Origin of the sequence: Nocardia sp. NPDC006630 (assembly GCF_040611495.1) — a bacterium.
Lineage (GTDB): Bacteria > Actinomycetota > Actinomycetes > Mycobacteriales > Mycobacteriaceae > Nocardia.
Genome location: NZ_JBEXOK010000003.1, coordinates 629,020 through 652,606, shown reverse-complemented (window position 1 = coordinate 652,606; position 23,587 = coordinate 629,020). Strand labels below are relative to the sequence as shown.

At 66.0% G+C, this 23,587-nt stretch carries 18 protein-coding genes; 8 read left to right on the top strand and 10 right to left on the bottom strand.

Annotation, left to right across the window (positions count from 1 at the left end; genetic code table 11):
- Positions 1-20 precede the first annotated feature (20 nt).
- The 4 genes from ABZX86_RS11140 to ABZX86_RS11125 form a co-directional block, all read right to left on the bottom strand.
- A complete protein-coding gene (locus ABZX86_RS11140) occupies positions 21-1,025 on the bottom strand; it encodes a glycosyltransferase (RefSeq protein ID WP_355122334.1) in 1,005 nt (334 codons plus the stop codon).
- Positions 1,022-2,296, bottom strand: a complete 1,275-nt coding sequence (locus tag ABZX86_RS11135; protein ID WP_355122630.1) for an oligosaccharide flippase family protein — start codon at positions 2,294-2,296, stop codon at positions 1,022-1,024. Before ABZX86_RS11135 ends, ABZX86_RS11140 begins: the two co-directional genes overlap by 4 nt.
- Before the next feature lie 874 nt (positions 2,297-3,170).
- Positions 3,171-4,343 (bottom strand): glycosyltransferase family 4 protein, encoded by a 1,173-nt coding sequence (locus tag ABZX86_RS11130; RefSeq protein ID WP_355122332.1) that lies wholly within the window; start codon positions 4,341-4,343, stop codon positions 3,171-3,173.
- A gap of 4 nt (positions 4,344-4,347) precedes the next feature.
- Positions 4,348-5,391 (bottom strand): glycosyltransferase family 4 protein, encoded by a 1,044-nt coding sequence (locus tag ABZX86_RS11125; RefSeq protein WP_355122628.1) that lies wholly within the window; start codon positions 5,389-5,391, stop codon positions 4,348-4,350.
- A 245-nt stretch (positions 5,392-5,636) separates the two neighbouring features.
- On the opposite strand from ABZX86_RS11125, the gene ABZX86_RS11120 reads away from it, so the two are divergent.
- The 5 genes from ABZX86_RS11120 (at position 5,637) to ABZX86_RS11100 (ending at position 14,006) form a co-directional block, all read left to right on the top strand.
- On the top strand, positions 5,637-7,250 hold the full coding sequence (locus tag ABZX86_RS11120; RefSeq protein ID WP_355122330.1) for a serine/threonine-protein kinase: 1,614 nt from the start codon (positions 5,637-5,639) through the stop codon (positions 7,248-7,250).
- A gap of 141 nt (positions 7,251-7,391) precedes the next feature.
- The gene (locus ABZX86_RS11115) at positions 7,392-8,879 is read left to right on the top strand and encodes a DUF222 domain-containing protein (protein WP_355122328.1); all 1,488 of its coding nucleotides are present in this window, start codon (positions 7,392-7,394) and stop codon (positions 8,877-8,879) included.
- 1,629 nt (positions 8,880-10,508) lie between these two features.
- Positions 10,509-11,612, top strand: coding sequence for a serine hydrolase domain-containing protein (locus tag ABZX86_RS11110; protein ID WP_355122326.1), 1,104 nt, complete (start codon positions 10,509-10,511; stop codon positions 11,610-11,612).
- A gap of 157 nt (positions 11,613-11,769) precedes the next feature.
- Positions 11,770-13,140, top strand: coding sequence for a polysaccharide pyruvyl transferase family protein (locus tag ABZX86_RS11105; protein ID WP_355122324.1), 1,371 nt, complete (start codon positions 11,770-11,772; stop codon positions 13,138-13,140).
- A 29-nt stretch (positions 13,141-13,169) separates the two neighbouring features.
- Positions 13,170-14,006 carry a glycosyltransferase family 2 protein gene (locus ABZX86_RS11100; protein WP_355122322.1) on the top strand — a complete coding sequence of 279 codons (837 nt, stop codon included), beginning with the start codon at positions 13,170-13,172 and terminating at the stop codon, positions 14,004-14,006.
- A 33-nt stretch (positions 14,007-14,039) separates the two neighbouring features.
- Here ABZX86_RS11100 and ABZX86_RS11095 read toward each other — a convergent pair whose 3' ends face one another.
- Complete coding sequence (locus ABZX86_RS11095) at positions 14,040-14,666, bottom strand: MspA family porin (protein ID WP_355122320.1); 627 nt, start codon at positions 14,664-14,666, stop codon at positions 14,040-14,042.
- A 113-nt stretch (positions 14,667-14,779) separates the two neighbouring features.
- The gene (locus tag ABZX86_RS11090) at positions 14,780-15,901 is read right to left on the bottom strand and encodes a methyltransferase domain-containing protein (protein ID WP_355122318.1); all 1,122 of its coding nucleotides are present in this window, start codon (positions 15,899-15,901) and stop codon (positions 14,780-14,782) included.
- Positions 15,902-15,915: 14 nt separating this feature from the next.
- On the opposite strand from ABZX86_RS11090, the gene rfbC reads away from it, so the two are divergent.
- The gene (gene rfbC, locus ABZX86_RS11085; protein WP_355122317.1) at positions 15,916-16,473 is read left to right on the top strand and encodes a dTDP-4-dehydrorhamnose 3,5-epimerase; all 558 of its coding nucleotides are present in this window, start codon (positions 15,916-15,918) and stop codon (positions 16,471-16,473) included.
- Between the two features lie 6 nt (positions 16,474-16,479).
- On the opposite strand, the gene ABZX86_RS11080 is transcribed toward rfbC, so the two are convergent.
- From ABZX86_RS11080 to ABZX86_RS11065, 4 genes are read right to left on the bottom strand one after another with little or no spacing between them, the layout of a single operon-like run.
- On the bottom strand, positions 16,480-17,508 hold the full coding sequence (locus ABZX86_RS11080; RefSeq protein ID WP_355122626.1) for an SDR family oxidoreductase: 1,029 nt from the start codon (positions 17,506-17,508) through the stop codon (positions 16,480-16,482).
- 2 nt (positions 17,509-17,510) lie between these two features.
- Positions 17,511-18,161, bottom strand: a complete 651-nt coding sequence (locus ABZX86_RS11075; protein ID WP_355122315.1) for a PIG-L family deacetylase — start codon at positions 18,159-18,161, stop codon at positions 17,511-17,513.
- A complete protein-coding gene (locus ABZX86_RS11070; RefSeq protein ID WP_355122313.1) occupies positions 18,158-18,940 on the bottom strand; it encodes a sugar phosphate nucleotidyltransferase in 783 nt (260 codons plus the stop codon). Before ABZX86_RS11070 ends, ABZX86_RS11075 begins: the two co-directional genes overlap by 4 nt.
- A complete protein-coding gene (locus ABZX86_RS11065) occupies positions 18,937-20,214 on the bottom strand; it encodes a class I SAM-dependent methyltransferase (protein WP_355122311.1) in 1,278 nt (425 codons plus the stop codon). Before ABZX86_RS11065 ends, ABZX86_RS11070 begins: the two co-directional genes overlap by 4 nt.
- A 548-nt stretch (positions 20,215-20,762) precedes the next feature.
- Between ABZX86_RS11065 and ABZX86_RS11060 the strand changes: the two genes are divergently transcribed.
- Together ABZX86_RS11060 and ABZX86_RS11055 are read left to right on the top strand one after the other, a co-directional pair.
- A complete protein-coding gene (locus ABZX86_RS11060; protein ID WP_355122309.1) occupies positions 20,763-22,241 on the top strand; it encodes a sugar transferase in 1,479 nt (492 codons plus the stop codon).
- Between the two features lie 101 nt (positions 22,242-22,342).
- Positions 22,343-23,578 (top strand): cytochrome P450, encoded by a 1,236-nt coding sequence (locus ABZX86_RS11055; protein ID WP_355122307.1) that lies wholly within the window; start codon positions 22,343-22,345, stop codon positions 23,576-23,578.
- Positions 23,579-23,587 lie beyond the last annotated feature (9 nt).

Here is a 23,587-nt window from a genome sequence, read left to right as displayed (position 1 = left end):
GCCGGGTGGCCCACCGTTACTCATTCCAGGGTGTCGACGATCTCGTGCGCGCGGTCCAGGTAGCTGTGCCCGCCGCCGACTATGCGGCGGTAGCCCGCCTCGGCGACCTTGGCGACCTGATCCGGATACCGCGCGCAGCGCGTGAGGATCTCGTGCAGTTCGGTCGGGCCGGAGAACAGGAAGCATTCGGACTCGTCCTGCAGCAGCTCGGCGTGCTCATCGGTGCGCTCGCCGACGAAAAGCCCACCGGCGGCGGGCACTTCGAAGGTGCGGCAGGTGTGGGTATCGCGGTTGTCGGAGTTCAGCAGCACCAGGTTGGCGGTGACCGAGGCGACGGCGGTGGAGAAGTGCTCACCGTAGGCGGGGCCGCCGACCTGCGCGGCGGTCTGCCGGAGTGCGGGGATGCGCCGCCAGCCGGGACCGCGTAGGAGCATGGCGCCCTGGTGTTCCTGGGCGAGGGACACCAGCAGGTGCTGCCGGTCCGGGCGCACCGCGCCGATGAAACCGAGCAGGAAACGCCGCGCCCCGCGCTGGGCGCAGGGGTGATGCCAGGCCGGATCGTAGGCGCTGCGAACGAATTTCACGGCGCGTGCGCCCCGGGCTCGCAGCTCCGGGACATTGTGCCATTTGGTGGTGACGATGAGGTCCCACTGTGATTCGCAGGCCAGGTACGCCGGACTGGTGTTGTACGGATTGGACACGTCGTCGGGGCTGTAGTGCACATGCTGCCCGGCCGGGGTGTCCAGCAGTCGGTGCTGGTCCAGGTGGACGGACTTGAATGCGAACAGCACATCGGGCTTGAAAGCCGCTGCGGCGGTCTCGATCTCGGTGTGAATGGCCTCCACATCCCAGGGCGCGCGCCGGCGTGCGATCTTCGAGTACACCCACGGCGGCGACAATCGCGCGGGCAGGGTGACCGCGGTGGTATCGACCACGACCACCTCGTGTCCCGCCTGCCGGAAGCCGTCGGCCAGCGAGCGTGCGTTGCTCCCCACCCAGTCGTCTCCGACGAAGAGAAACTTCACGCCAAATCCCCTTTGCGCAACAAGACGGCGGCGGCCTGGAGCGCCCCGCTGCGCACCGCCCGTTCCCGGACGATGAGCCACCGCATTCGGATGATGTACCACACCGCGACACTGATTTCCGCGGATAGGGTGCCGTAGACGAGCGTCCACACCGACTGGGTGCGGGCCGCTGCGGTGAGCGCGACGAGCGCCACGCAGGTGCCGATGATCGCACCGATGAGCACCCCCAGTGTGTCCCGCTTGACCGGCAGAATCGCGGTTGTCACATAGGACGAGATGGTGGTGGCGGGAAGGATGAGTACCTCCACGCGCAGCATCGGGATCGCGCCGTTGAAATTGTCGGTGTAGATCAGGTGTATCAGCACGGGCGCCAGGACCCATACCGCGACCACCGCGAGGCAGGCGGCGAAGACGCAGGCCGCGAGCGCCTGAATCGAATTGCGCCAGAAGGATTCATGCGTGCTGCGCCGGGCCATACGAGGCAGGAGGGCGAAGCCGATGGGGTCCAGGGACGACTGGATCGCCCGGATGAGTCGGTCGCCCGCGGAGTAGAGACCCAGCGACGCCGCCGAGAGCACCGCGCCGTACACGGCTGCCGAGCCCTGGCCGTATCCGGTCACCAGCAGCCGTGAGGTGAAGACCGGTGCGGCCATCCGAAGCATGGCCTTGAGACCGTGCGGTCGTGTCGGACGACCATAGGTGTGCAAGGAATCCCACCAGGTAAGCCCGACCGGCGCGACCGACGAGATGAGCAGGCAGATCACGGCGAGCGAGGGGTTCGGGAAGCGGGGGAGCAGCACCACCAGCAGGACCAGATACCCGATCCGCCCGATGCCCTGATACATGGTCGATCGCCCGAACCGGCCCTGCCCGATGAGCAGCCAATCCTCCGAGGTCGACCAGAACCCGCCCGCGAACAGGCCGAGCAGCGCCATATGCAGCTGCGGTGGCACCCCGATCGCCAAACTCGCCAGCAGTGCGGCGCCGAGCACACTCAGAGTGGTGCCGCGAACCGCGAGATACGTTCCGCGCATGCGGTTCACCTCGATGCGGCTGGACACCTCGTCGTGCACCCGCGCGGCCAGAAACGAGGTGATCCCGAGGTCCACCATGAGCGACCCGATGAAATACGACGACATACCGATCGCCAGCAGACCGGTACCGTGCGGCCCGAGCGTGCGCGCCAGCAGCGGCACCGTCACCAGCGTGATGACGTACTGCCCGTACTTGCCGAATGTCACCAGCCCGATATCGCGCAGAATGCTGCCTATGGTGCCGAGCTTGCGCCGAGACGGCTTGCGGTGTCTCCCATGGCCCGAACGCTGCGACGCCTCCGTACCGGGCAGCTCGACCTGCACCGCCGACGGCGCATACGCCCGGGTCTCATCCCGCAGCGGCGCGGGTCCGACCTCGGATTCCCCGAGCACCGCGGCACTGGCGGCGGCCGCCCCGTCCACGAGACCCACCGCGTCCATGAACAATTGCGCGGTGTCCGGCCCGGCGGCCGGAGCGGAGCGTCCGGCCCCGTTTACCGGCGGCCCACCGGGGTGAATGCCCCCGCCCGGTGCGGCATTGTCGCCTGAACGCGAACCGTTGGCGGGCGGTTCGCCGGGCTGCATGCCACGGTCTGGTACAGCACCGTCGCCTGAACGCGAACCGTTCGTGGATGGTCCGCCGGAGTGGATGCCCAAGCCTGGTGCGGCGTTGTCGCCTGAGTGCCCACCGTTCGCCGGTGGTCCGCCGGGGTGAATGCCCCAGTCCGGCACGGGATTGCCTGCGGAGAAGGTTCCATTTGCAGGCGGCTCGCCGGGCTGAACGGCCATACCAGGCACAGGGCTGTCGAAGTTCTTGCCGTCCGCGATGGAGTCGGCGTGCGTGGGTGGTCCGGCGAAGGGCGCCCAGCCGTTGCGCGGTCCTGCGAAACCTGAAGCGGTGCGGGGCATTCCGGGGGATGCCGGAGTAGCTCCACGGCGAGGGTCCGCGTCCGAGTGGCCGGGCGGTACGGGTGCGGCGCCGGGGGATTCGCCGGGGGCCCGCCCGTCCTCGGTGGCCAGGCTGTGGCGCAGGATGCGGCGCTGGCGGAGTCTGGAGAGCGGGTAGAGCGGGGTGGTGGGTGGGTCGTATCCCGGGGGTGGTTCGGGTTGGTCATCCATGGCGCCACCGGGATCCGGGGAGCCGGGTGAGGAAATCGGTGACTGCGCGGGCGGATTCGGCGATATCGAAATCCCGGGCGCGGAAGCGGGCGGCCTCCGCGAGTTTGGCGCGCAGTTCCTGATCGGCGATGAGGGTGTCGAGGGCGTGCGTCAGCTGGGCGCGGTCGCCCGCATCCACGAGCAGGCCGTTCACGCCGGGGTCCACGATCTCCTCCGGACCGCCGGGCCGGGTGGCGATGACGGCGCAACCGGCGCGCATGCCCTCCACGACCACTTGTCCGAAGGGTTCGGGCAGCACCGAGCAGTGCACGAGGATATCCGCGTGCCGCAGATAGGGTTCCGGATCCTCGACGTGACCGGTGAAGGTGACGGGCAGGTCCAGCGCGGTCGCGTGCACCTCGAGCTCTGCGCGGTAGGACTCTTCGTCGAAGAAGGTGCCCCCGACCAGAAACACCTCGCGCGGCTGGATTCTCGCGTCCGCCAGGGCGCGCAGGAAATGGTCCTGCCCCTTCCACGGGGCGAGGCGGCCGACCACGGTGATGACGGTTTCGCCGGCCGGGCGCTGCTCGGCGCGGGTGATCGCCGCGCTGCCCTGCGCGAGATCGGTGAACTCCGGGGTATCGAATTCGACTCCGGGATAGGCCACCAGCGCGTGCCGCCGCCAGATGTAGAGCGAGGCCAGGGTGCCGCGGCTATTGGCGATACAGCCGCGCGCGACCAGCCAGCCCAGCAGTCGAATGGCCGGCGCCAGCCAGCGCCCGAAGTAGTCCGCCGAAATCCGGTCGTGCACATGCCAGATCAGCGGCACGCGTGCGCGCCGCGCCGCCACCGCGCCCATGAGCAGCGCTTTGGTGCTACCAGCCACCACCACTGTCGCCTCCAGTTCGCGGACCGTGGCGCCCAGCGCCCAGCCCAGCCGAACCAGTCCCGCGCAGCCACTGAGCAGACTGCGGAGACCGGCCTTCTGGATGGTCATCGCTCTGGAGTCGAAATCATTGCGCACCAGTCGGGTTTCGATCCCGCGCTGTTGCGTACGCCGCACCATCGGCCCGTCCTCGGTGTAGATCACCGCGGTGTGCCCCGGGGGCATGGCCGCAACCAGGCGCAGCGTGGCGAGTTCGGCTCCGGAGGGAGCCGCGGTATGGGCGAGGAAGACGGCCTTCACAGGTTCACCCGGCCAATTCGGCGTAGATATCTCGATGCCGGTGGGCGGCGATGTCCCAGGAGAAGGTTTCGGCATGGGCGCGGCACTTTGCCGGATCGGGCCGGGTACCCGACAGGGCGTCGGCGATACGGGCGCTCAGGGCCCCGGCGTCACCGGGCGGCACAATGAGCGTGGCATCGAGGTCACGCACCGAATCCGGTAGTCCGCCGCAGTCGGACACCACGGGAGCCCGCCCTGCCGCAAGGGATTCCAGGGCGATGAGCCCGAACCCCTCGAGTGCGAGCGACGGCACGACCGTGAGATCGGCCTCCAGATAGAGCGCGGTGAGTTGCTCGTCGGTGACCGGTCCGGTGAAGACGATCGAGCTGTCTCCGGCCGCCGATTCGCGCAATTCCGTTTCGGCAGTACCGGTTCCGACGATCACGAGTCTCGCCTCGGGATGCGCGGCGACAACATCGGGCCAACCGCGGATGAGTACGTCTATACCCATGCGCCGTTCCAGTCGCCGTACGCAGAGCACCATGCCGGTGGGTTGCGTGGCTTGCGGTGGCGGGAACCTGCCGAGGTCGACCCCCGGCGGAACGATCAGCACTTTGTCCTCGGCCACGTGGTAATCGTCGATGAGCAATTGCCGAAAGTGGTTGGACAGCACAATGAATCGATCCGCTCGTGCGTATCGCAGCCGCTCGACGAGATACTTGGCCCGTACCGGCCGATCACCCTCTCCGGCCATTCGGCTTTCCGCCGCCCATGGTCCGTGAAAGTGCACGACCAGCGGATTCCGCCCGAGGGGCGAGGCCCCGTACAGGGCGAAATGTCGATCCAGCACCGTTCCCCGCTTCAACTCCTCGCGATCCAGATAAGAAGTCCGTACCCGCCACCCAGTGGACCGACCGGTCGGGCCCCATGAGCCCGCGCCGATAGGCGCAGCACCGAAAGCTTTTGCGGTAACCGATATTTCCGGAATCCGCGCCAATGCGGAATAGAGATCGGTGAAGTACCGATTGAGCCCACCAGGTGCTGCGGAAAACCACTCGGACCCGTGCATATGCACGCGAAGCGGCTCAGCCAACAACCCTCACCCCCGGGTTTGTCACCCACTCGGACCGCGGTTGCGGCCCGAACGCCCTTGCAGCGCAAGTGTATGTCAATCGCCCCGGCCCGGCGAGCTATCGATTGGCAACCAACGGACCCTCCGGTTTCCGACCCCGAGCGCCGGTTGCCGCGCCTGCTCCCGCTCCCCGTGTGCGTTACGGTGATCGGCAGCATGTAGCAGTCGGAGGTAGTGAGGTCGTGGCGAGGACGCTCGCGCAGGGACAGACATTCGCGGGCTATGTGATCGAGCGTTTGCTCGGCGTCGGCGGAATGGGCGAGGTCTACCTGGCCCGCGATCGAGACCTGCCGCGCTCGGTAGCACTGAAGCTGCTCAACCCTGCCGTAGCCGACGACGCCGAGGTCCGCGCCAGATTCCTCCGCGAAGCCGATACCGCCGCGCGACTGGCACATCCGAACATCGTGGCCGTGTACGCCCGCGGCCGCGACGAGGACCGGCTGTGGATGGCCATGCAGTACATCGAGGGCACGGACGTCGCCGCAGCACTGCGCGACGGACCGATGCGCCCCGGCCACGCGGTGCGCATCCTCGGCGAAACCGCACGAGCACTGGACCACGCACATCGCGCCGGCGTCCTGCACCGTGACGTGAAGCCCGCCAATATCCTGCTGGCCTGGGGTCCTGAACAGCGAGTATTCCTGGCAGACTTCGGAATAGCGAAGGCCCTCGACCAAACCAGCGCACTCACCCGCACCGGTGAGATGTACGCCAGCTTCCAATACGCCTCACCCGAACAGTTCGAACTGCGCACGGATATGGACCAGCGCGCCGACATATACGCACTCGGCTGCACGCTGTTCCACATGCTCACCGGCGAGCTGCCTTATCCAGGGCCGACCACCGCGCAGCTGATCAACGGACACCTCAACGGGCAGATACCCCGGCCGAGCGAACGGAATCCGGCGGTACCGAGTGCGTTCGACGAGGTCATCGCGTGCGCGCTGGCCAAGGATCGCACGCAGCGGTACAGCACCTGCGGGGAACTGGCGGCCGCCGCAGCTCAGGCACTGACGGCGACGAATCACGGTGGTGCACCGTGGACTCCGCCGGTATCGGCGCCGAGGCTCTCTGTTGCCGACGGAACCGGAACAACACAGCACCCCCGAACGGCATTCGGGCAGTCGACTCAACACACTGCCGCGCCACTGCAATACGGCCCGGACGTGACCCAGTTGGCACCGGGAAGCTTCCGTCGGGACGGTGCAGTTGCGCCGCCCACTGGGTATGAGGTGCCCGCCCCTCCCCGGCCCCGCCTCAAGGCGCGAAAGCGGCTCATCGTCGCGGGGCTGCTCGCCGCGATCGCCGTTGCGGGCATCGGAGTCGGATTCGGCAGCGGGGCCTTGCGATTCACAATCGGCGCAAACACAGGTCCCGGTCCAGGTGGGCTCGTCCCCGGCGCCACCCAGACCGATGCCTCCCGTGACGCCGCGACCAAGGCCGCCTGCGACTACGGCATTCTGATGACAACCTACGACTACACCGACGGTGACGGCTGGCAGGCGAAGGTCGAGAACGGTGCCACCGGAACATGGAAATCTCAGGCCCAGCAACTGCTACCCGCTATCCGACTGCTTCTGGAGTCGGACTCCGAGCACACCCGGGGAACCGATTCGAAATGCACGGTCACTTCGGGGAATACGACCCACTACGAGCTCGCGGTGGATATCACCCAGGTGAACTCTACAAAGGGCAAATCCGACACGACCGATCACCAAAACGTCACCATGTCAATGGACTACGTAGACGGAAAGTGGTTATGCAGCAAGTGGGTCAGCCCACTATTCCCGTCTTGATGGTTGCAGTAAAGACCAAGAAGATAAAAGATGCCTGGACAAGAAGAAAAACCGAAAAGGAACAAATCGGAAATCTGAATAGCTTGATATCACAACCCATTTCGCCTTTCGGGGTCTGTTCTTCGGCGGTAGAATAGAGGTATGAATCCGGGGGGAGAAACCACCATCGTATCGAGTGCACACGCACTCGATACCGCCGTGGAAAACCTCCTCGACGCCTCCCTCACACCCTTGCTGGACGAGGAATTCATCGCCGTGATGCGTGAGGTCGAGACCAGCATGCGCAAGCTCGAAGCCGTCAAGCACCGGTTCGTCACCGAAACCTGCACCCGCAGCCTCTCGGCCCGTGCCGGATCAGCATCCCCGATCAAATTCCTCGAACAAACATTGAGGTTGAGCCACGCGGACGCGGCCTCGCGGGTCAACGCCGCCAAACAACTGAGCCCGCAACCAGCGCTCGGCGGGGACCTGGAACCGGAACTGGCGTATGTTGCCCAAGCCCAACGGGCCGGGGACATCTCGGTCGATCACGTGCGCCGGATCGCGCAGGTCCTCAAGCGCATCCCCTGTGCCGCCGACCCGGGACAGAAGGACCTGGCCCAGGATGTGCTGACCACCTACGCGCGCACCGGGAGCCCGGACAAGCTGCTCGATCTGGGTGAGGTCATCTTGGCGAACATCGACCCCGACGGCACTCTGACCCAGGACAAGGACCGCGAACGCATGCGGGGGCTGACCCTCGGTCGTAAGCGTGCCGATGGGATGTCGCCGTTGATCGGGGAGATCACCGAGCCGTTGCGGGAAGTGCTGGAGCCGTTGCTGGCCAAGTTCGCCCGCCCGGGCATGTGCAACCCCGCGGATCCGGACAGTCCTAAGGTCGCCGACCGCACCCTCGACCGCCAGAAACTGAAAGCTGCCGCCGAGCGTGATAACCGCTCGGCGGCGCAACGCAACCATGATGCGTTGTTGGCGGTGCTGCGTTTTCAGCTCGACCGCCCCAAGCTCGGCTCCCACCGCGGCCTGCCCGTGGAAGCGATCATCGTCATGCGTGTGGAGGACCTCGAGCGGGGTGCGGGGATCGCGACCACCGCGACCGGGGGCACCCTGACCATCCCGCAAGCCCTGGAACTGGCGGCCGGAACCCGACCCTTGTTGGTGGTGTTGAACAAGGCCGGACTGCCCCTGTATTTGGGGCGCGGGCGAGACCGATTGGCCACGCCCGCACAACGACTCGCGCTCATCGCCTCCGACAAGGGGTGCACCCGACCCGGCTGCAGCGCCCCCGCGAGCGTGTCGGCGGCCCATCACGTCACCGGGTGGGCCGAGGGCGGGCCCACCGATATCGACAACCTGACCTTGGCGTGCGATGGGTGCCACGCCATGATCCACGACGGGCCCGGTGGCTGGAAAACCATTGTCATGGGCGAAGACTCGCCTTACCCGGGCCGGACCGGGTGGATCGCCCCACCCCACATCGACCCCACCGGGACCCCGCAGGTCAATCACCTGCATCACACCGGTGAGCTGATGGCCGGTGCCCTGAGCGAGATCCGGGCCCGGGAACGAGTGCAACGCGAGCGACGGCGGGTATGGCTCGATGCCCGCAAAACCACCCCCACCCGCGAATAGCGGACCGCACCCCCTTGTGGACACCGTCAGGTTGATCCTGGCGGTGCTACAAGCCGTTGCCCACCAAGGTTGCACGGGCAGTGGGCCTCGAGCGGCGAACGAGCACAGCGGAACCCGTGCCGAGCGGACCGGCAGCGGCAGGCGGGGCACGATACCCGCAAGCCATCCCACCCGCGAATAGTGGAGCCCCACCGTCGCAGACATCGTCAAGTCGATTCTGACGGTGCTACAAGCCGTTGCCTACCAAGGTTGCACGGGCAGTGGGCCTCGAGAGGTGAACGAGCACAGCGGAACCTGGACTGTGCGGAGCGGCAGGCGGCAGCGGCAGGCGCGGCAGGCGGGGACGCGATGCCCACAAGCCATCCCACCCGCGAACAGCGGAACCCCTGTCAGCGCTCTTTGAAACCTGGCCACCGGCGCAGACATCGTCAAGTCGATCCTGACGGTGCTACGACAAGGCCCCGCCCACCAAGGGTTTCACGGCCGCCGACCCCAATCATCCAGAACCGGGAACGGCGACAGCAGCGGCAGCCCAGGCCGAACCTCACCCTCCCCACCGACTCCACAACCGCAGACCGCAACAGCGCACACCAGCGGTGCCAAAGACACTGCCCAACCACCGTTTCCACAGACACCGGCCGCCGCCGTGAACGAGCGCAGCGGAACCCGCACCGGATGGACCAGCAGCAGCAGGCGTGGCTCGTTGCCTGTGAGTCCACCCTCCACCCGGAACCCCCACCCGCACAGCAGCCCTCACACCGCAGACACCATCGCGTTGATCATGCCGATGCAACACTCGGGCCGAATCACCGCGCACCCCGTGCCATCGCCCACCGAACGCCCGGAACCTCGTGCTACCCCGCCACCACCATCAGCGCCGATCCCTCGAGCACCATGAACGTTGCCAGCCCGGGTCTTTCAGGCTCTTGTTCTTCGTTCCCTTGTCTCCAGGCGCCCTTGGTCTTTCGGGTCTTCGTCTTTTCGTGTTTTGTCTCTGAAACCGGACCACAACCAGTCTTCCGGCTGGTACCGCAGATTCCCTCGTGACCGCGGAAGGTCAACCGGGTACCCCACCCGACGCCACCAGCACGGCCATCTCGGGCCCTGCCCGCACCCACAGACCCAACACCACCCCTCGACGCAAACAACCCAGGTGCACCGGGCCTGCCTCGGCCTCGAATCCACCCGGAGCGGGCACCACACACGCCTTCTCAACGGCCGCACAGCAGGCGTCCACACGGCACAAACCCGATAACCGCTGTGCCGCTGAGACACCCGCTGTTCCGTCCTCAGGAGCCGACGGTTTCTATGCCGAAACAGTCGGTGCACCTGGGTTCCTTGCCTCCCGGGCAGGGTTGATCTGGCAGGGGTGCGGGCAAAGCCCGAGATAGCCGTGCTGGGCACGTGGGGAGCCGTACCCGGTTGACCTTCCGCGGTTGGGAAGGCTATCTGCGGTACCGGCGGGGGCGACCGGCTGTGGTCCGGTTCTCGAGAAGAAGACATGAAAAGGCATGGTTCGAACTCGCGTTCAGCGCAGTTCGTATGGCTTCCCGGCTGACTGCTACTTACCCCTCAGATGGAGGCATGATGCGCCGCTGTCCTGCAACATCCCAGTGTCTCGGAATCTTCGTGGCGACAGTACTTATCGGTTTTGGGGGAGGAGGGACGGGTGCTGCGGATCCGCTTTCCATCCAGGATCTGCTGCAGGCCGACTTGAACGAAGCGGTGTCCGGGGCGGATGTGCCGGGGGCGCAGTTGGTGTTGACCGATGGCAGTGGCACGCTCCAGATCGACAGCGGTGTGGGAGATCTGGGTACCGGCGCTGCCTTCCCTGACAACGCTCAGGTGCGAATCGCTAGTAATACCAAGTCGTTCGTCTCTGCGGTCATGTTGCAACTTGTCGGCGAGGCGCGAGTGGAGCTGGATGCCCCGGTCGAGCGGTATCTGCCGGGGGTGGTGCGGGGGCCGGGCGGGGACGGCAATATCGTCACCATTCGCAATCTGCTGCAGCACACCAGCGGAATTCCGGACTACATTCTGGATCTCGATCTGGAATCGGTTGCCGCCCTGCGGCAGTCGCGGTCATCGGACGATCTCATCAGGCTCGCCATGGCCAAGACCGCGGAGTTCACACCGGGGGATCACGCCGAGTACTCGAATACGAACTATCTGATCGCGGGGAAGGTCATCGAACGTGTAACCGGGCTTCCCGTCGGGGTGGAGGTGACGCGGCGGATTCTGCTGCCGCTCGGACTGCGGGATACCTACTGGCCGCTGTATCCGTTGGAATCGGTGATTCGCGGTCCGCATGCCCGGGCCTATCACGAATTCGACGGCACCCGCACCGATGTCACCGATATCGACCCCGGCTGGGGTCTGCCCGACGGGGCTATGGTCTCCACCGGCGCGGATATGAATCGCTTCTACATGGCGCTGCTGGCCGGGCGGGTGCTGGGCGCGGCGGAGCTGACCGAGATGGAACGTACCGTCCCGAGCGGAGATCTGCGTCGCTCGGAGGATTTCGGGCTGGGCCTGTTCCACTGGACCACCTCCTGCGGCATCGAGGCGTGGGGTCACGGTGGCACCATCCACGGCACCTTCGTCTACGGGGGCGCGACGGCCGGCCGCTCTGTCACCGTGAGCATGAATGAGCTGCCGGATATCATCGCCGCGAAGGCGCACGATATCGATCTGGACGGCGTGGTCGACGCCGCCCTGTGCGCTCCTCGATGAGGCCATAGCGCGAACACGACGCAGTGCGATAGATTCGCTGCGGATTCGTGCTCGGCACGAGGGGGTCCGTCTACTTCGGTGGTTGGGCGACCGCGGCAGCGCTGCCCCTCCGAACAGAACAACCGGTATTTACCGGGGCTCCGGAAGGAAATTCAGAGTGGGGACGTCTGGCGCGGGGGACAGTGCCGGGAAAAACAGTGCCGGGGGATTGAAGGTACTGGTCGACAACGGGGAGTATTGGCTGCGCAATCGCGGCGATATCGCCATGATGGTCATGACCGTGGACCGGCTGCGCGAGCACTGGCCACAGGCCCGCATCGGCATGCTCACCGACGAACCGCGGGTGATGCGCGCGGTGCTGCCGGAGGCCGAACCGGTCTTCGCGGGCGGCGGAGGGCATTGGGGCAGAAGCGGTTTGGGCGGTCAGCTCGATCAGGTCACCGGCACCCGGTTCCTCGGTCCGGCGGCGCTGCACTGGCGGGCCGCCACGGAGGTTCCGAAGCATCATCTGCGCGGGGTGCGCGATTGGGTGCGTAGTGAAGCGAACGCACTGATCGGCGGTGAGCAGGGGTCCGAGTCCGCGGGGATGCCGCCGCTGCCACCGGTTCCGGCCGCCGTCAGCGACGCCTCCCTGGTCATCGCGCAGGGCGGTGGCTATATGACCGATGTCGATCTGTATCAGGCGCACCGCACCCTCAATCTGCTGGAACACGCTCAGGGCCTGGGCATTCCGAATGTGATGATCGGCCAGGGCATGGGCCCCATGCGCGATCCGGAGCTGTTACGGCGGGCGGCCGAGGTGCTGCCCAAGGTGGACTTCATCGGCCTGCGCGAGGGGATGCGCGGTCCGAAACTGCTGGCGGAGCTCGGTGTTTCGTCGGACCGGATACTCGTCACCGGTGACGACGCCGTCGAATTCTCCTACCGCATGCGGCGTCCCGAGATCGGCGGCGATCTCGGCCTCTGCCTGCGCATCGCCGACTATTCGAAGGTCAGCGACTCCGCGCGCGACACCCTCGGCGCGGTGGTGCGCGCCCGCGCCGCCGAATTCGGCACGGCCCTGGCCCCGCTCATCATCTCCGAGTACGACGATGAGGATCGCACCCACACCCTGCCGCTGCTGACCGGCGCCGCCAAGGTGCGTGCCGTGATCGGCCGTGCCGGCACCGCGCAGGATGTGGCGCGTCAGGTCTCGCGCTGCCGGGTGCTGATCACCAGCGCCTACCACCTGGCGGTTTTCGCGCTGTCGCAAGGTATTCCGGCGGTCGCTGTAACGGCATCCCAGTACTACGACGACAAGTTCTATGGATTGGCAGATATGTTCGGCGCCGGATTGCGGGTCGTGCATCTCGACGCCGACAACCTCGAGACCGAACTGACACGTGCTGTCCGGGAATTGTGGGAGTCAGCGCCCGAATTGCGAGATACGCTGCAGCAGAAGGCAGTCGAGCAGATCGATACCGGCCGTACGGGGCTGGACCGAGTGTTCCGTCTCGTGGAGGAGGGGCCGGGGGGCCTGTCCGGCTAACCCACCGCCGCACCAGCTCAGGGGGAACAATGGTCAACCTGTCGGTGTGCGTGCCGGCCTACAACTCCGGACGCACACTGGGCGCAACACTGCGCTCGATTCTCGACCAGGACAACGCATTCGAAGTGATCGTCCTCGACAATGCCAGCACCGACGATACCGGCGCGGTGGCGAGATCCTTCGACGATCCGCGCATACGCATCGCCCGCAATGCAGAGACGCTGCCGATCGGCGAGAACTGGAACAAGGCCGTCTCGCTGGCCAGGGGCCGCCTGGTCAAGGTGGTCTGCGCCGACGATATCCTGCTGCCCGGCTCGCTGGAGGCGCAGCTCGAGGTCATGGGCGACAATGGAATCGCCATCTGCGCCTCGAAGTTCCAGGTCATCGACGAGGGCGGCAATATCGAGGAGACCGATCTCGGGCTGCCCGATCTGCTCGGCCCGCGCAATGCTCAGACGCTCATGCGCACCATTGTGCGGCGCGGCCCCGCCGATTTCGGGCCCACCGCCGCGGCCATGTTCCGGCGCAAGGATTTCGAACGGGTCGGCGGCTTCCGCGGCGATCTGGTCTTCCCCATGGATGTGGACCTGTTCGCCCGCGTCAGCGCCTTCGGCATGTTCTACGGCATGCAGCAGGTGCTGGCGGCCTGGCGCAATTCGAGTTTCAACCTGTGCAGCAATACCTCGACCGTCAGCAAGCTGAGCGAGATGCTGCGCTTCCACCATCGGCTGGGCCACGAGTACCCGCAGCTGATCGGCCGCGGCACGGTGTTCGGCGGCGATATGCGCTTGGCCCGCGCGGCCGCCGATCGAGCGCGTATCCGGGCGACGGCAACACTGTTGCGCCGCCCGGAGCTTTTGCACTGAACCGGTTTTCGGACTGAACCGGAGGCGGGCCGACTAACTGTGCGACAGCGGCCCGTAGGTGACGACCGTATCCCCGCCGCTGCTGGTGAGCCGCACGAACGGGCGGATAGTGGTCTGACCGAGGACGCCGGTCACCGTGCCGTGGAAGCCCGACATGGTGATGCAGCCGTCCTGCCCGGAGACATCGCCGCCGGCGGCGTCCACCGACTGAATACCCGGCCCGAAGCCCACATCCAGCTCGCCGCCCACCGTCGGAATGAGATTGAAGAAATTGAGCGCCGGGGGCTGCGTGATCTGGAACTCGAGGCTGGGCGTCTGGTACTGGAAGGAGAGCTTCCCGGTCAGCGTGGCCGGGTAGCCGACCTGATAGCCGATGGTGACGTGGCCGGTCCACTTGTCATCGGTCGGGGATGTGACCTTGAAACAGGCCTTGCCGCTGTGGAACCATTCGCGGGTCAGCGGGTTGCCGTCCAGCGGTGCGACAAAATCGATACGGGTGTCGGCGGAGATGGCTTCGATGGTGCGGCCCTGCTGATCGACGATCGAATTATCGGCATCGACTGCGGCGGTGGACATTCCGCCGCCCAGCGTCAGAAAGGCGGTGGCGGCGACTGCGGTCGCCGCGGCGCGCGTGACCACCACGCGCTGTGTGTTCCCCATGGTTGTTCCGTTCCCTCATCAGATTGACCGCGTAATCGCTACGCGTGCAATAGATTCCCCACTATTGATACACCACGGGCTCCACATCGCCCGCGGGTTGATCCTGTTGCCGCTCAGATTGTTTCGGGGATGTCGACCACCCACCTTCCCTCCAGCCCGGGCCACCGCGACCGCACCTCCTGCAATAGGTCCGGCAGTGTGAGAAGTACTCGATCCGGGTGGGCGGCAAGCAGTTCCGCCGGATCGATGATCGGGATATCGGTACCGGGCATGCGCCGGCCCTGTTTGGCGGGCGAGGCGTCGGCGACCGCCGCCAGCAGCCCACGGTGCGCTCCCGCCAGATGCAGTAGTGCGACTGCTCGGGAGGCGGCGCCGTAGGCGAAGATTCGGCTACCGGAAAGTGTTTCATACTCGAGCCAGCGGCGCAGGGCGGCGGCCTGCTGGTCAGCGGCCTGTTGCAGACTTCGCACGGCATCGGCGGCGGCCTCGGGTTCGCTGCCGAAGAGACTGATTTCCGCGTTCAGTATCCGTGCGACCTGCGAATCGCCGGTCGGCTCCACGGTTTCGGCCGGGCCGTGCACGGCCGCCACGAGAACCGTTCCGCCGTACAGGTCGAACCCCCAGGCCGCCGCGATCCGCATCCCCGCATCCGCGAGCAGCCTCCGCAGCGCGGTCAGCGAGTAGTACGCGAAGTGGCCGTGCCGCAGGGCATTCCACTGGCCCTGCTCGACGATGGCGTGCAGCGAGTGGAACTGCAGCAGCAGCACCCCGTCCGGCGCGGTAGCCGCGGCCCGCTGCGCGAAGGCGGCTCGCTGATCCGGTTCGTGCATGATGCCGAAGCAGTCGACCACCACATCGGCCGGTGCCTCGGTCTCGGTGAACCCGGTCAGCAGCGGCAGCCAGCTCCCGCCGTGCGGACTGCCGAATTCCCGTGTGGTGCGGCCGGTCAGCCAGCCCGCGGCCGAGACCCGGGCGAGGGCGTCGGCGGCTTGATCACGAAGCGCCTGCGGCTCCACCCCACGCGGTTCGGCGGTGACCGTATCGTCCTCGGCGAGCTGCGCCAGACCGCATTCGGTGCACAGGTCCATAGCCAGGGGATGGGTGCTGTCGAGCGCCTCCGCGGGCGCATCGAGGGGCGGAAAATGGTCTGCGGCAGGCATTTTGCCCAAATCCAGCACCCGGAACAGCGATCCGGCACCACAACCGCGACATCCCCGCGTCGGATCGGCGCTCATGGCACGATGACCTGGTGCTTATCGAAACCACCGAGCTCGCCGACGTCCTGGTGCTCACGCCGCAGCCCTACCGTGACGGCCGCGGCCTGTTCACCCGGACCTTCGATGCCGAGGAGTTCGACAGCTTCCTGCAGGCGCCCGGCTTCTCGGCGACCTTCCTGCAGGATTCGCAGTCCCGCTCCTATCGCGGCGTGGTGCGCGGTATGCACGGCCGGGCCGGGCGCGGTGAGGCGAAGCTGGTGCGCTGCTCGCACGGTTCGGTGCACGACGTGCTGGTGGATATTCGCCCGAACTCGCCGACCTTCGGGCAGCAGCAGGCTTTCCTGCTGGACGACACCGATTTCCGGAACCTGTTCGTGCCGGCCGGATTTCTGCACGGCTTCCAGGCGCTGAGCCCGGTGGCCGACGTCTGCTACCGCATCGACCGGCCGCACGATCCGGCCGAGGACATCGGCATCGCCTACGACGATCCGGATCTGGCCATCGCCTGGCCGCAACCGGTGACCGTGGTCTCCGACCGCGATGCCGCCGCCAATTCCTGGCAGCAGTTGCTCGCGGCGTTCGGGCACTGAGGGCATTCAGGCGCCGATCCGGATGCGGCGCAGTTCGTCGTCGAGCACGCCCGCATCCTTGAGCGAGGTCAGATGCGCGAGCCGGGTATAGCGCTGGAAGAAGGCGTCGGAGGTCAGCCCGCGTGCCACGTACTCGCGGTAGAGTTCGGCCGCGCCCTCCGGAATGCTCCAGATCGCCTCGAAGCCCAGTTCCTTGCGGGCGTAGGAGAAGTCGACCCGGTAGGACCGCGGGTCCGCGCCGCTCTCGCCGGTGATGGCCAGGGTGGCACCGGGGACCGCCTCGACCACGGACTGCGCGATCTCGGCGACGGTGAGGTTATTGGTCTCGGTGCCCACGTTGTAGGCCCGGCAGTAGATGGCCTCGGCCGGGGCTTCCAGGCAGGTGGCGAACGCGCGGGCAATATCCTGGGCGTGCACCAGCGGCCGCCACGGCGTGCCGTCGGAGAGCACCCGCACCTCACCGGTGAGCACCGCGTATCCGACCAGATTATTGAGCACGATATCGGCGCGCAGCCGGGGCGAGAAGCCGAAAGCGGTGGCATTGCGCAGGAATACGGGAGTGAAGCCGGAGTCGGCGAGCGCGGCCACATCGTCCTCGACCCGCACCTTGGATTCGGCGTACGGGGTGAGCGGCCGCAGGGGTGCGTCCTCGGTGACCAGATCCGCGCCCGCGGCGCCGTACACCGAACAGGTGGAGGCGTAGAGGAAGCGCTGCACGCCCGCGTCCTTGGCCAGCCGGGCCAGGCGCACCGAGGCGTGATGGTTGATGTCGTAGGTGATCTGCGGCGCCAGCGCCCCCAGCGGATCATTCGACAGCGCCGCCAGATGGACGACGGCATCGAATCCGGCGAGTTGATCGACGGTCACTTCGCGCAGGTCCACGGTGAGAGTCGGTGGTGCGGGCGGCGTTTCCCCGAGCACACAGTCGGCGAAGTACCCGATGTCCAGGCCGGTCACCTCGTGACCGGCTCGCTGTAGCTCGGGCACCATGACCGTCCCCAGATATCCCTGATGTCCGGTGACGAGTACGCGCATGGTCATGCACCTCCGAATGTGATGGTGGCCTTGTCGAGCAGGAATGCCTCGGCGTGCTGCGCCCGGCACTGGACGCCGCGCAGGCGGGAGAGGGCGAGGAAGGACTGCTCGTCGAACCAGTCCCGATTACGTTGTGAGGGATAGTGCTTCCACAGCAGCTCGGCCTTGAGCTCGGCGATCCCGGCTGGCAGCGGATGGAACACCGTCGGTTGCGGAGTGTCGTTCTCCCACTTGAGGATCTCGTAGCCCAGCACGAGATGATCGCGAAACTCGGTGGGGGTCAGCTCGGCCAGCAGCCGGTGATCCTGGTGGGCATCGCCGCGCTGCGGGGCGAACACCACCTCGGGACTGCTGCCGCGGCGCAGCGCCGCCACCGCATCCTTGACCCGCTCCCAATGCGCCGGGGCATAACCGTCCGGGACATCGAGAATGCGCAGATCCAGATCCGCGCCGGGGCAGAAGGCGGCGAGCGCGTCCTGTTCCTCCCCGGCCCGCTCGGTCCCGGCCCCGGAGAGCACGAGGGCTCGAACGCGAAGGCCGGGAACGGTATTCGACAGCGCCAGCAGGGTTCCGCCGAGGCCGATGGCCAGATCGTCGCAGTGCGCCGCCACCAGGGCGATCTCACGGACCGCGCCCGTGCCCAGTCGGATCATGGTGTGGGCTGCTCCCACACCATCCAGGGGCGATCGCCCGTCAGATATCCGGCGTCGAGTTCGGCGCGCTCCTTGAAGGTGTCGGCGGGCTTCCAGAAGCCGTGATGCTGATAGCCGAAGAGCTTGCCCTGCGCGGCCAGCGCGCCGCAGGCGTCCTCCACCAGATCACCGCCGGGCGGCAGATGATCGAAGATCTCCTGGGTGAGCACGAAGTAGCCGCCGTTCTCCCAGATGGGCAGGCGCGATACCGGAGTGATGTTCTTGACCTCGCCGGCCGAGTTCACATCCACGCAGTGGAAGGAGGACTGCGGCGGCACGATCATCATGGAGGCCGCGGCCCCGGATTTGCGGAAGTCGCTGACCACCTCGTCCAGCGGGGCGTCGGTGAGCACATCGGCGTAGTTGGCCAGGAAGTAGCGCTCGCCGTCGAGATGGTCGCGCACCCGCCGCAGTCGTTCTCCGATAGGGGATTCCACGCCGGTGTCGACGAAGGTGATGGTCCAGTCGCTGATATCGGACTGCAGCAGCTCGACCTGGCCGCCGCGAATGACGAAATCGTTGGAGACCGACTCCTGATAGGTCAGGAAGAAATTCTTGATGTGCGCGGCGCCGTAGCCCAGGCACAGGATGAAATCCTTGTGCCCGAAGTGCGCGTAGTAGCGCATCACGTGCCAGATGAGCGGGCGCGGGCCCACCATCTGCATGGGCTTCGGGATCATATCCTCGGTGCCGTTGCGCATGCGCATGCCGTAGCCGCCGCAGAACAGTACAACCTTCACTTCGCTTGCCTTTCCGCATGATTCGATGCGGCGGCGTCGTCGAGCGTCGCAAGGGATGCTGCGTGATGGAGGGTGGGGAGCGGATAGACGAGCTCGCCGCCCCGGTCGGTCACATGGTGCAATTGCGCGGTGATCTCGGTCTCCAGATTCCACGGGAGCACCAGCACCACATCCGGCTTGTCGGCGTCGATGCGCTCGGGTTCGTGGATCGGAATGCGGGTGCCGGGTGTGAATCTGCCGTGCTTGTACGGGTTCCGATCCACGGTGTACTCGAGTAGATCGGGGCGGATGCCGCAGTAGTTGAGCAGGGTATTGCCCTTGCCCGGTGCGCCGTAGCCGACCACCCGTTTGCCGGCGGCCTTGGCCTCGAGCAGGAAGCGGAGCAGTTGCTGGCGGACCAGTTCGGTGCGCGGTCGCAGTGCGAGATAGCCGGAGACGTCGTGCAATCCGGCCTCGGCTTCCTGGTGCAGCACCTCGGCCACGCGCTCGGAAGGCTCGGCCACGGCATCCGGACGTGCCCAGATGCGCAGCGAACCACCGTGTGTGCCAAGCAATTCCACATCGACCACGGTGAGGCCCGCGGTCGCGAGGGCGCGCTGCGCGGACAGCACGGTGTAGTACTGGAAATGCTCGTGATAGATGGTGTCGAACTGGCCCAGCGCCACCAGATTGAGCGCGTGATGCACCTCGATGGAGAGCCAGCCGTCGTCCGCGAGCAGTGCCCGCAGTGATCGGGTGAACCCCAGCAAATCCGGTATGTGGGCGTAAACATTATTGGCCACAACAAGATTCGCGGCGCCGTGCTCGGCGCGCACCTGCGTGGCGAGGTCCTCGTCGAGGAAGGCCGTCACGGTCGGCACACCCTTCTCGCGGGCGGCGGCCCCGACATTCACCGACGGTTCGATGCCCACGCAGGGGATGCCCTCGGCGACGGCGTGCTGCAGCAGGTAACCGTCATTGCTGGCGACTTCGATCATGAGCGATTCACTGCCCAGCCCCAGGCGGGCGATCGCGTCCTCGACGAAGAGTTTTGCGTGCTGCACCCAGCTGTCCGAATAGGAACTGAAATACGCGTATTCCGTAAAAGTCTCCGCAGGCGTGATGAGCGCCGGAATCTGTAGCAGCAGACAGCTTTCACAGACCCGCAGATGCAGTGGAAACGTGGGTTCCGGTTGGTCGAGTTCCGCCGCGGTGAGAAATTTCTCGCAGGGTGGGGTCGCCCCCAGATCGAGCACGCTGACCAAACGTTCGGACGTACACAGACGGCATTGCACGCGGAATCCCCACTTTCACCGAGACCGGTACCGGCGCAAGGCCGACTGCACTGTGGTCGGCTCGATCCGGCCTTACGTTACAACAGGATTCGCCAACTTCGCTGGGCTCGGCCGGTGGCAGGTGGGCGCCGGGGCGGCAATTTTCTGCGAGTCGCAGAACGGGGCAGGCGGTCGGCTACCACTCGAGTCTTGCAATTCAAGGGTTACTCCCACCTCACCCCGGGTGTGGCACCCGGCGCAACCTGCGTTTTCGTGATTAGGGGAAATACGGGGAAACGACCGGGAAACCGGTTGCGATGCTTCCGGCAACCTCGCGGAAACACTGGCAGCACACAAGTTTCACCGACGACAGTGGCGCAGTTGTGTAACATTCGGCATCTGGCCACCGAAAGAGTCGGCGGTCCCCCAGGTTGGCGCGTTGCGAAAACCCTTGGGGAGCCGACATTGTTCTGTCTTCCGTGGAACTGATCAGTGGGGATCGGAACCGAGTTCTCCCGTGGGGGAGGTGCGTTCGTTTCATGAGTTTCGAAGTTTCTTCTCGTCGAGCAGTGCGTGTAAATCGGCTGCCTCGACCGCTGCCGCGCTCCGATCGCGAACGCTGGCAAGGCGATTACGCACGCCGTCTGGCGGGTAGCGACCTGCTGGTCGTATGCCTGGCCATCGGAATGGCGCAGCTCATCCGCTTCGGCGGGCCGGCGGATCCGACGCTGGCCTCGAATCTGCCGCTGGAGGTTCGCTACACGGTGGTATCGGTGGTGCTCGCACTGGTCTGGTACCTGGCGCTCTCCCTCAGCGGCACCCGCTCACTACGTGTAATCGGCAGTGGCACAGAGGAATACCGACGGGTCGTTTCTGCCACGCTGCAACTGTTCGGTGGTGTAGCCATCGTGTCGCTGTTGCTGCGCGTGGACGTCGCCCGCGGTTATCTGGCAATTGCCCTGCCGCTGGGCATGTTCGGGCTCATGCTGGAGCGCCGGCTGTGGCGCGGGTGGGTAGCCAGGCGGCGCTCCCGTGGCGAATACCGCACCGCTGTGCTCGTGGTCGGCAGCCCGGAGGCGGCGCGGGCCATGGTCGCGGCATTCTCGCGGGATCAGGAATCGGGCTATCAGGTCATCGGAGTGTGCACCCGCGAGGAGGGCGACCTCGTCGAGCGCGGGCTGGAGGTCGGCGGCCGGGAGATTCCGATTGTCGGCACCGACCGCACGGTCATCGACGCGGTCCGCCGTACAGGGGCCGATACGGTCGCCGTCACCGCCACCGACAATCTCGGCCCGGCCGACTTCCGGCGCATGGCATGGGAATTGGATCCGCTGGGCGTCGAACTGATCGTCACGCCGGGCCTGGTGGACATCTCCGGCGCCCGGCTGACCCACCGCCTGGTCGCCGATATGCCCATGCTGCATGTGGAGAAGCCGCAGTATGACCGCGCCAAGTCGATTCGCAAGGCGCTCTTCGACTTCGGCTTCGCACTGTGTGCGCTGCTGGCCATCGCACCGGCGCTCATCGGCATTGCCATCGCGGTCAAGGTGAGCAGCCGGGGCCCGGTGTTCTATCACTCCGAGCGGATCGGGCGGGACGGGCATCCGTTCCATATGATCAAGTTCCGCAGTATGTACGCCGACGCCGATGCGCACATCACCGCGCTCATCGCCGGCAACGGCGGCAATCCGCTCTTCTTCAAGATGCGCGACGATCCCCGGGTGACGCGGGTCGGCCGGATCATCCGCAAGTACAGCCTCGACGAGCTACCCCAGTTCTTGAATGTGCTGCGCGGGGAGATGAGCATTGTCGGCCCGCGCCCGCAGGTGCGCCGCGAGGTCGATTCGTACGACGGGATCATGCGGCGGCGCCTGCTGGTCAAGCCCGGCGTGACCGGTCTGTGGCAGGTCAGTGGGCGCTCGGATCTGGCCCCTGACGATGCCATGCGACTGGATCTCTCCTACGTCGAGAACTGGTCGATGGTCTTGGATCTGCTGTTGATCTGCAAGACGATAGGGGCGGTGACCAGGGGAGATGGCGCGTACTGAGATCACACCTACACTCAAGTGAACATTATTTAGTAATAGGTGTTCACAAACGGGGCTGTGGTGTGATTCACTTCTCCGGAACGTGATCCAAAGGAGGAACCGTGTCCGCGCCGTCCATCCCCTCCGGGTTCGACTTCACCGATCCCGACCTGCTCGCACAGCGTCTGCCTGTCGAAGAATTCGCCGAACTCCGCCGCACCCGGTCCATCGCCTGGGTGCCCCAGATCGGCAGTGGCTTCAAAGACGACGGCTACTGGGCCGTCACCAAGATGGATGACATCAAGGAGATCTCGAAGACTCCGGAGGTGTACTCCTCCGAGGAGAACACCGCTGTCATCCGCTTCTACGACGACATCATGCGTGAAGAGATCGAGGTCCAGCGCTATCTGCTGCTGAACCAGGATCCGCCGCGGCACACCAAGCTGCGCCGCATCGTGTCCAAGGGCTTCACCCCGCGCGCGGTCGAATCGCTGCGCAACGCACTGCGTGACCGCGCCGAGCGAATCGTGCACGAGGCCAAGAAGACCGGCTCCGGCGACTTCGTCACCCAGGTCGCCTGCGAGCTGCCGCTGCAGGCCATCGCCGAGCTCATCGGAATTCCGCAGGAAGATCGCGGCAAGATCTTCGACTGGACCAACCAGATGATCTCCTACGACGATCCCGACTTCGAGGGTGACCACAAGGTCGCCACCGCCGAGGTCATGGGCTACTCGTGGAACCTGGCCGAAGAGAAGCGCAAGTGCCCGATCGACCTCGACGGCCACGCGGACATCATGTCCACGCTGCTCAATGCCGATGTCGATGGTGAAGCCATGGGCTCGGACGAATTCGCCTGGTTCGTCATCCTGCTCGCCGTCGCCGGCAACGAGACCACGCGTAATGCCATCACGCACGGCATGAAGGCGTTCGTCGACAATCCGGAACAGTGGGAGCTCTACCGCGAGCAGCGTCCGCGCACCGCTCCGGACGAGATCGTTCGCTGGGCCACCCCGGTCATCGCCTTCCAGCGCACCCTGCTGCAGGACACCGTGCTCAGCGGCCAGGAGATGAAGAAGGGCCAGCGCGTCGGAATGTTCTACTCCGCCGCCAACTTCGACGAGGAAGTCTTCGAGAAGCCTTTCGAGTTCAACGTCCTCCGGAACCCGAATCCGCATGTAGGCTTCGGCGGCACCGGAACCCACTTCTGTGTGGGCGCCAACCTCGCACGCCTGGAGATCGACCTCATGTTCAACGCCATCGCCGATGTGATGCCGAACCTGAGTCAGGTCTCCGATCCGGTCCGGCTGCGCTCGGGTTGGCTGAACGGCATCAAGAGCTGGCAGGTCAAATACGAATGAGTGAACCCC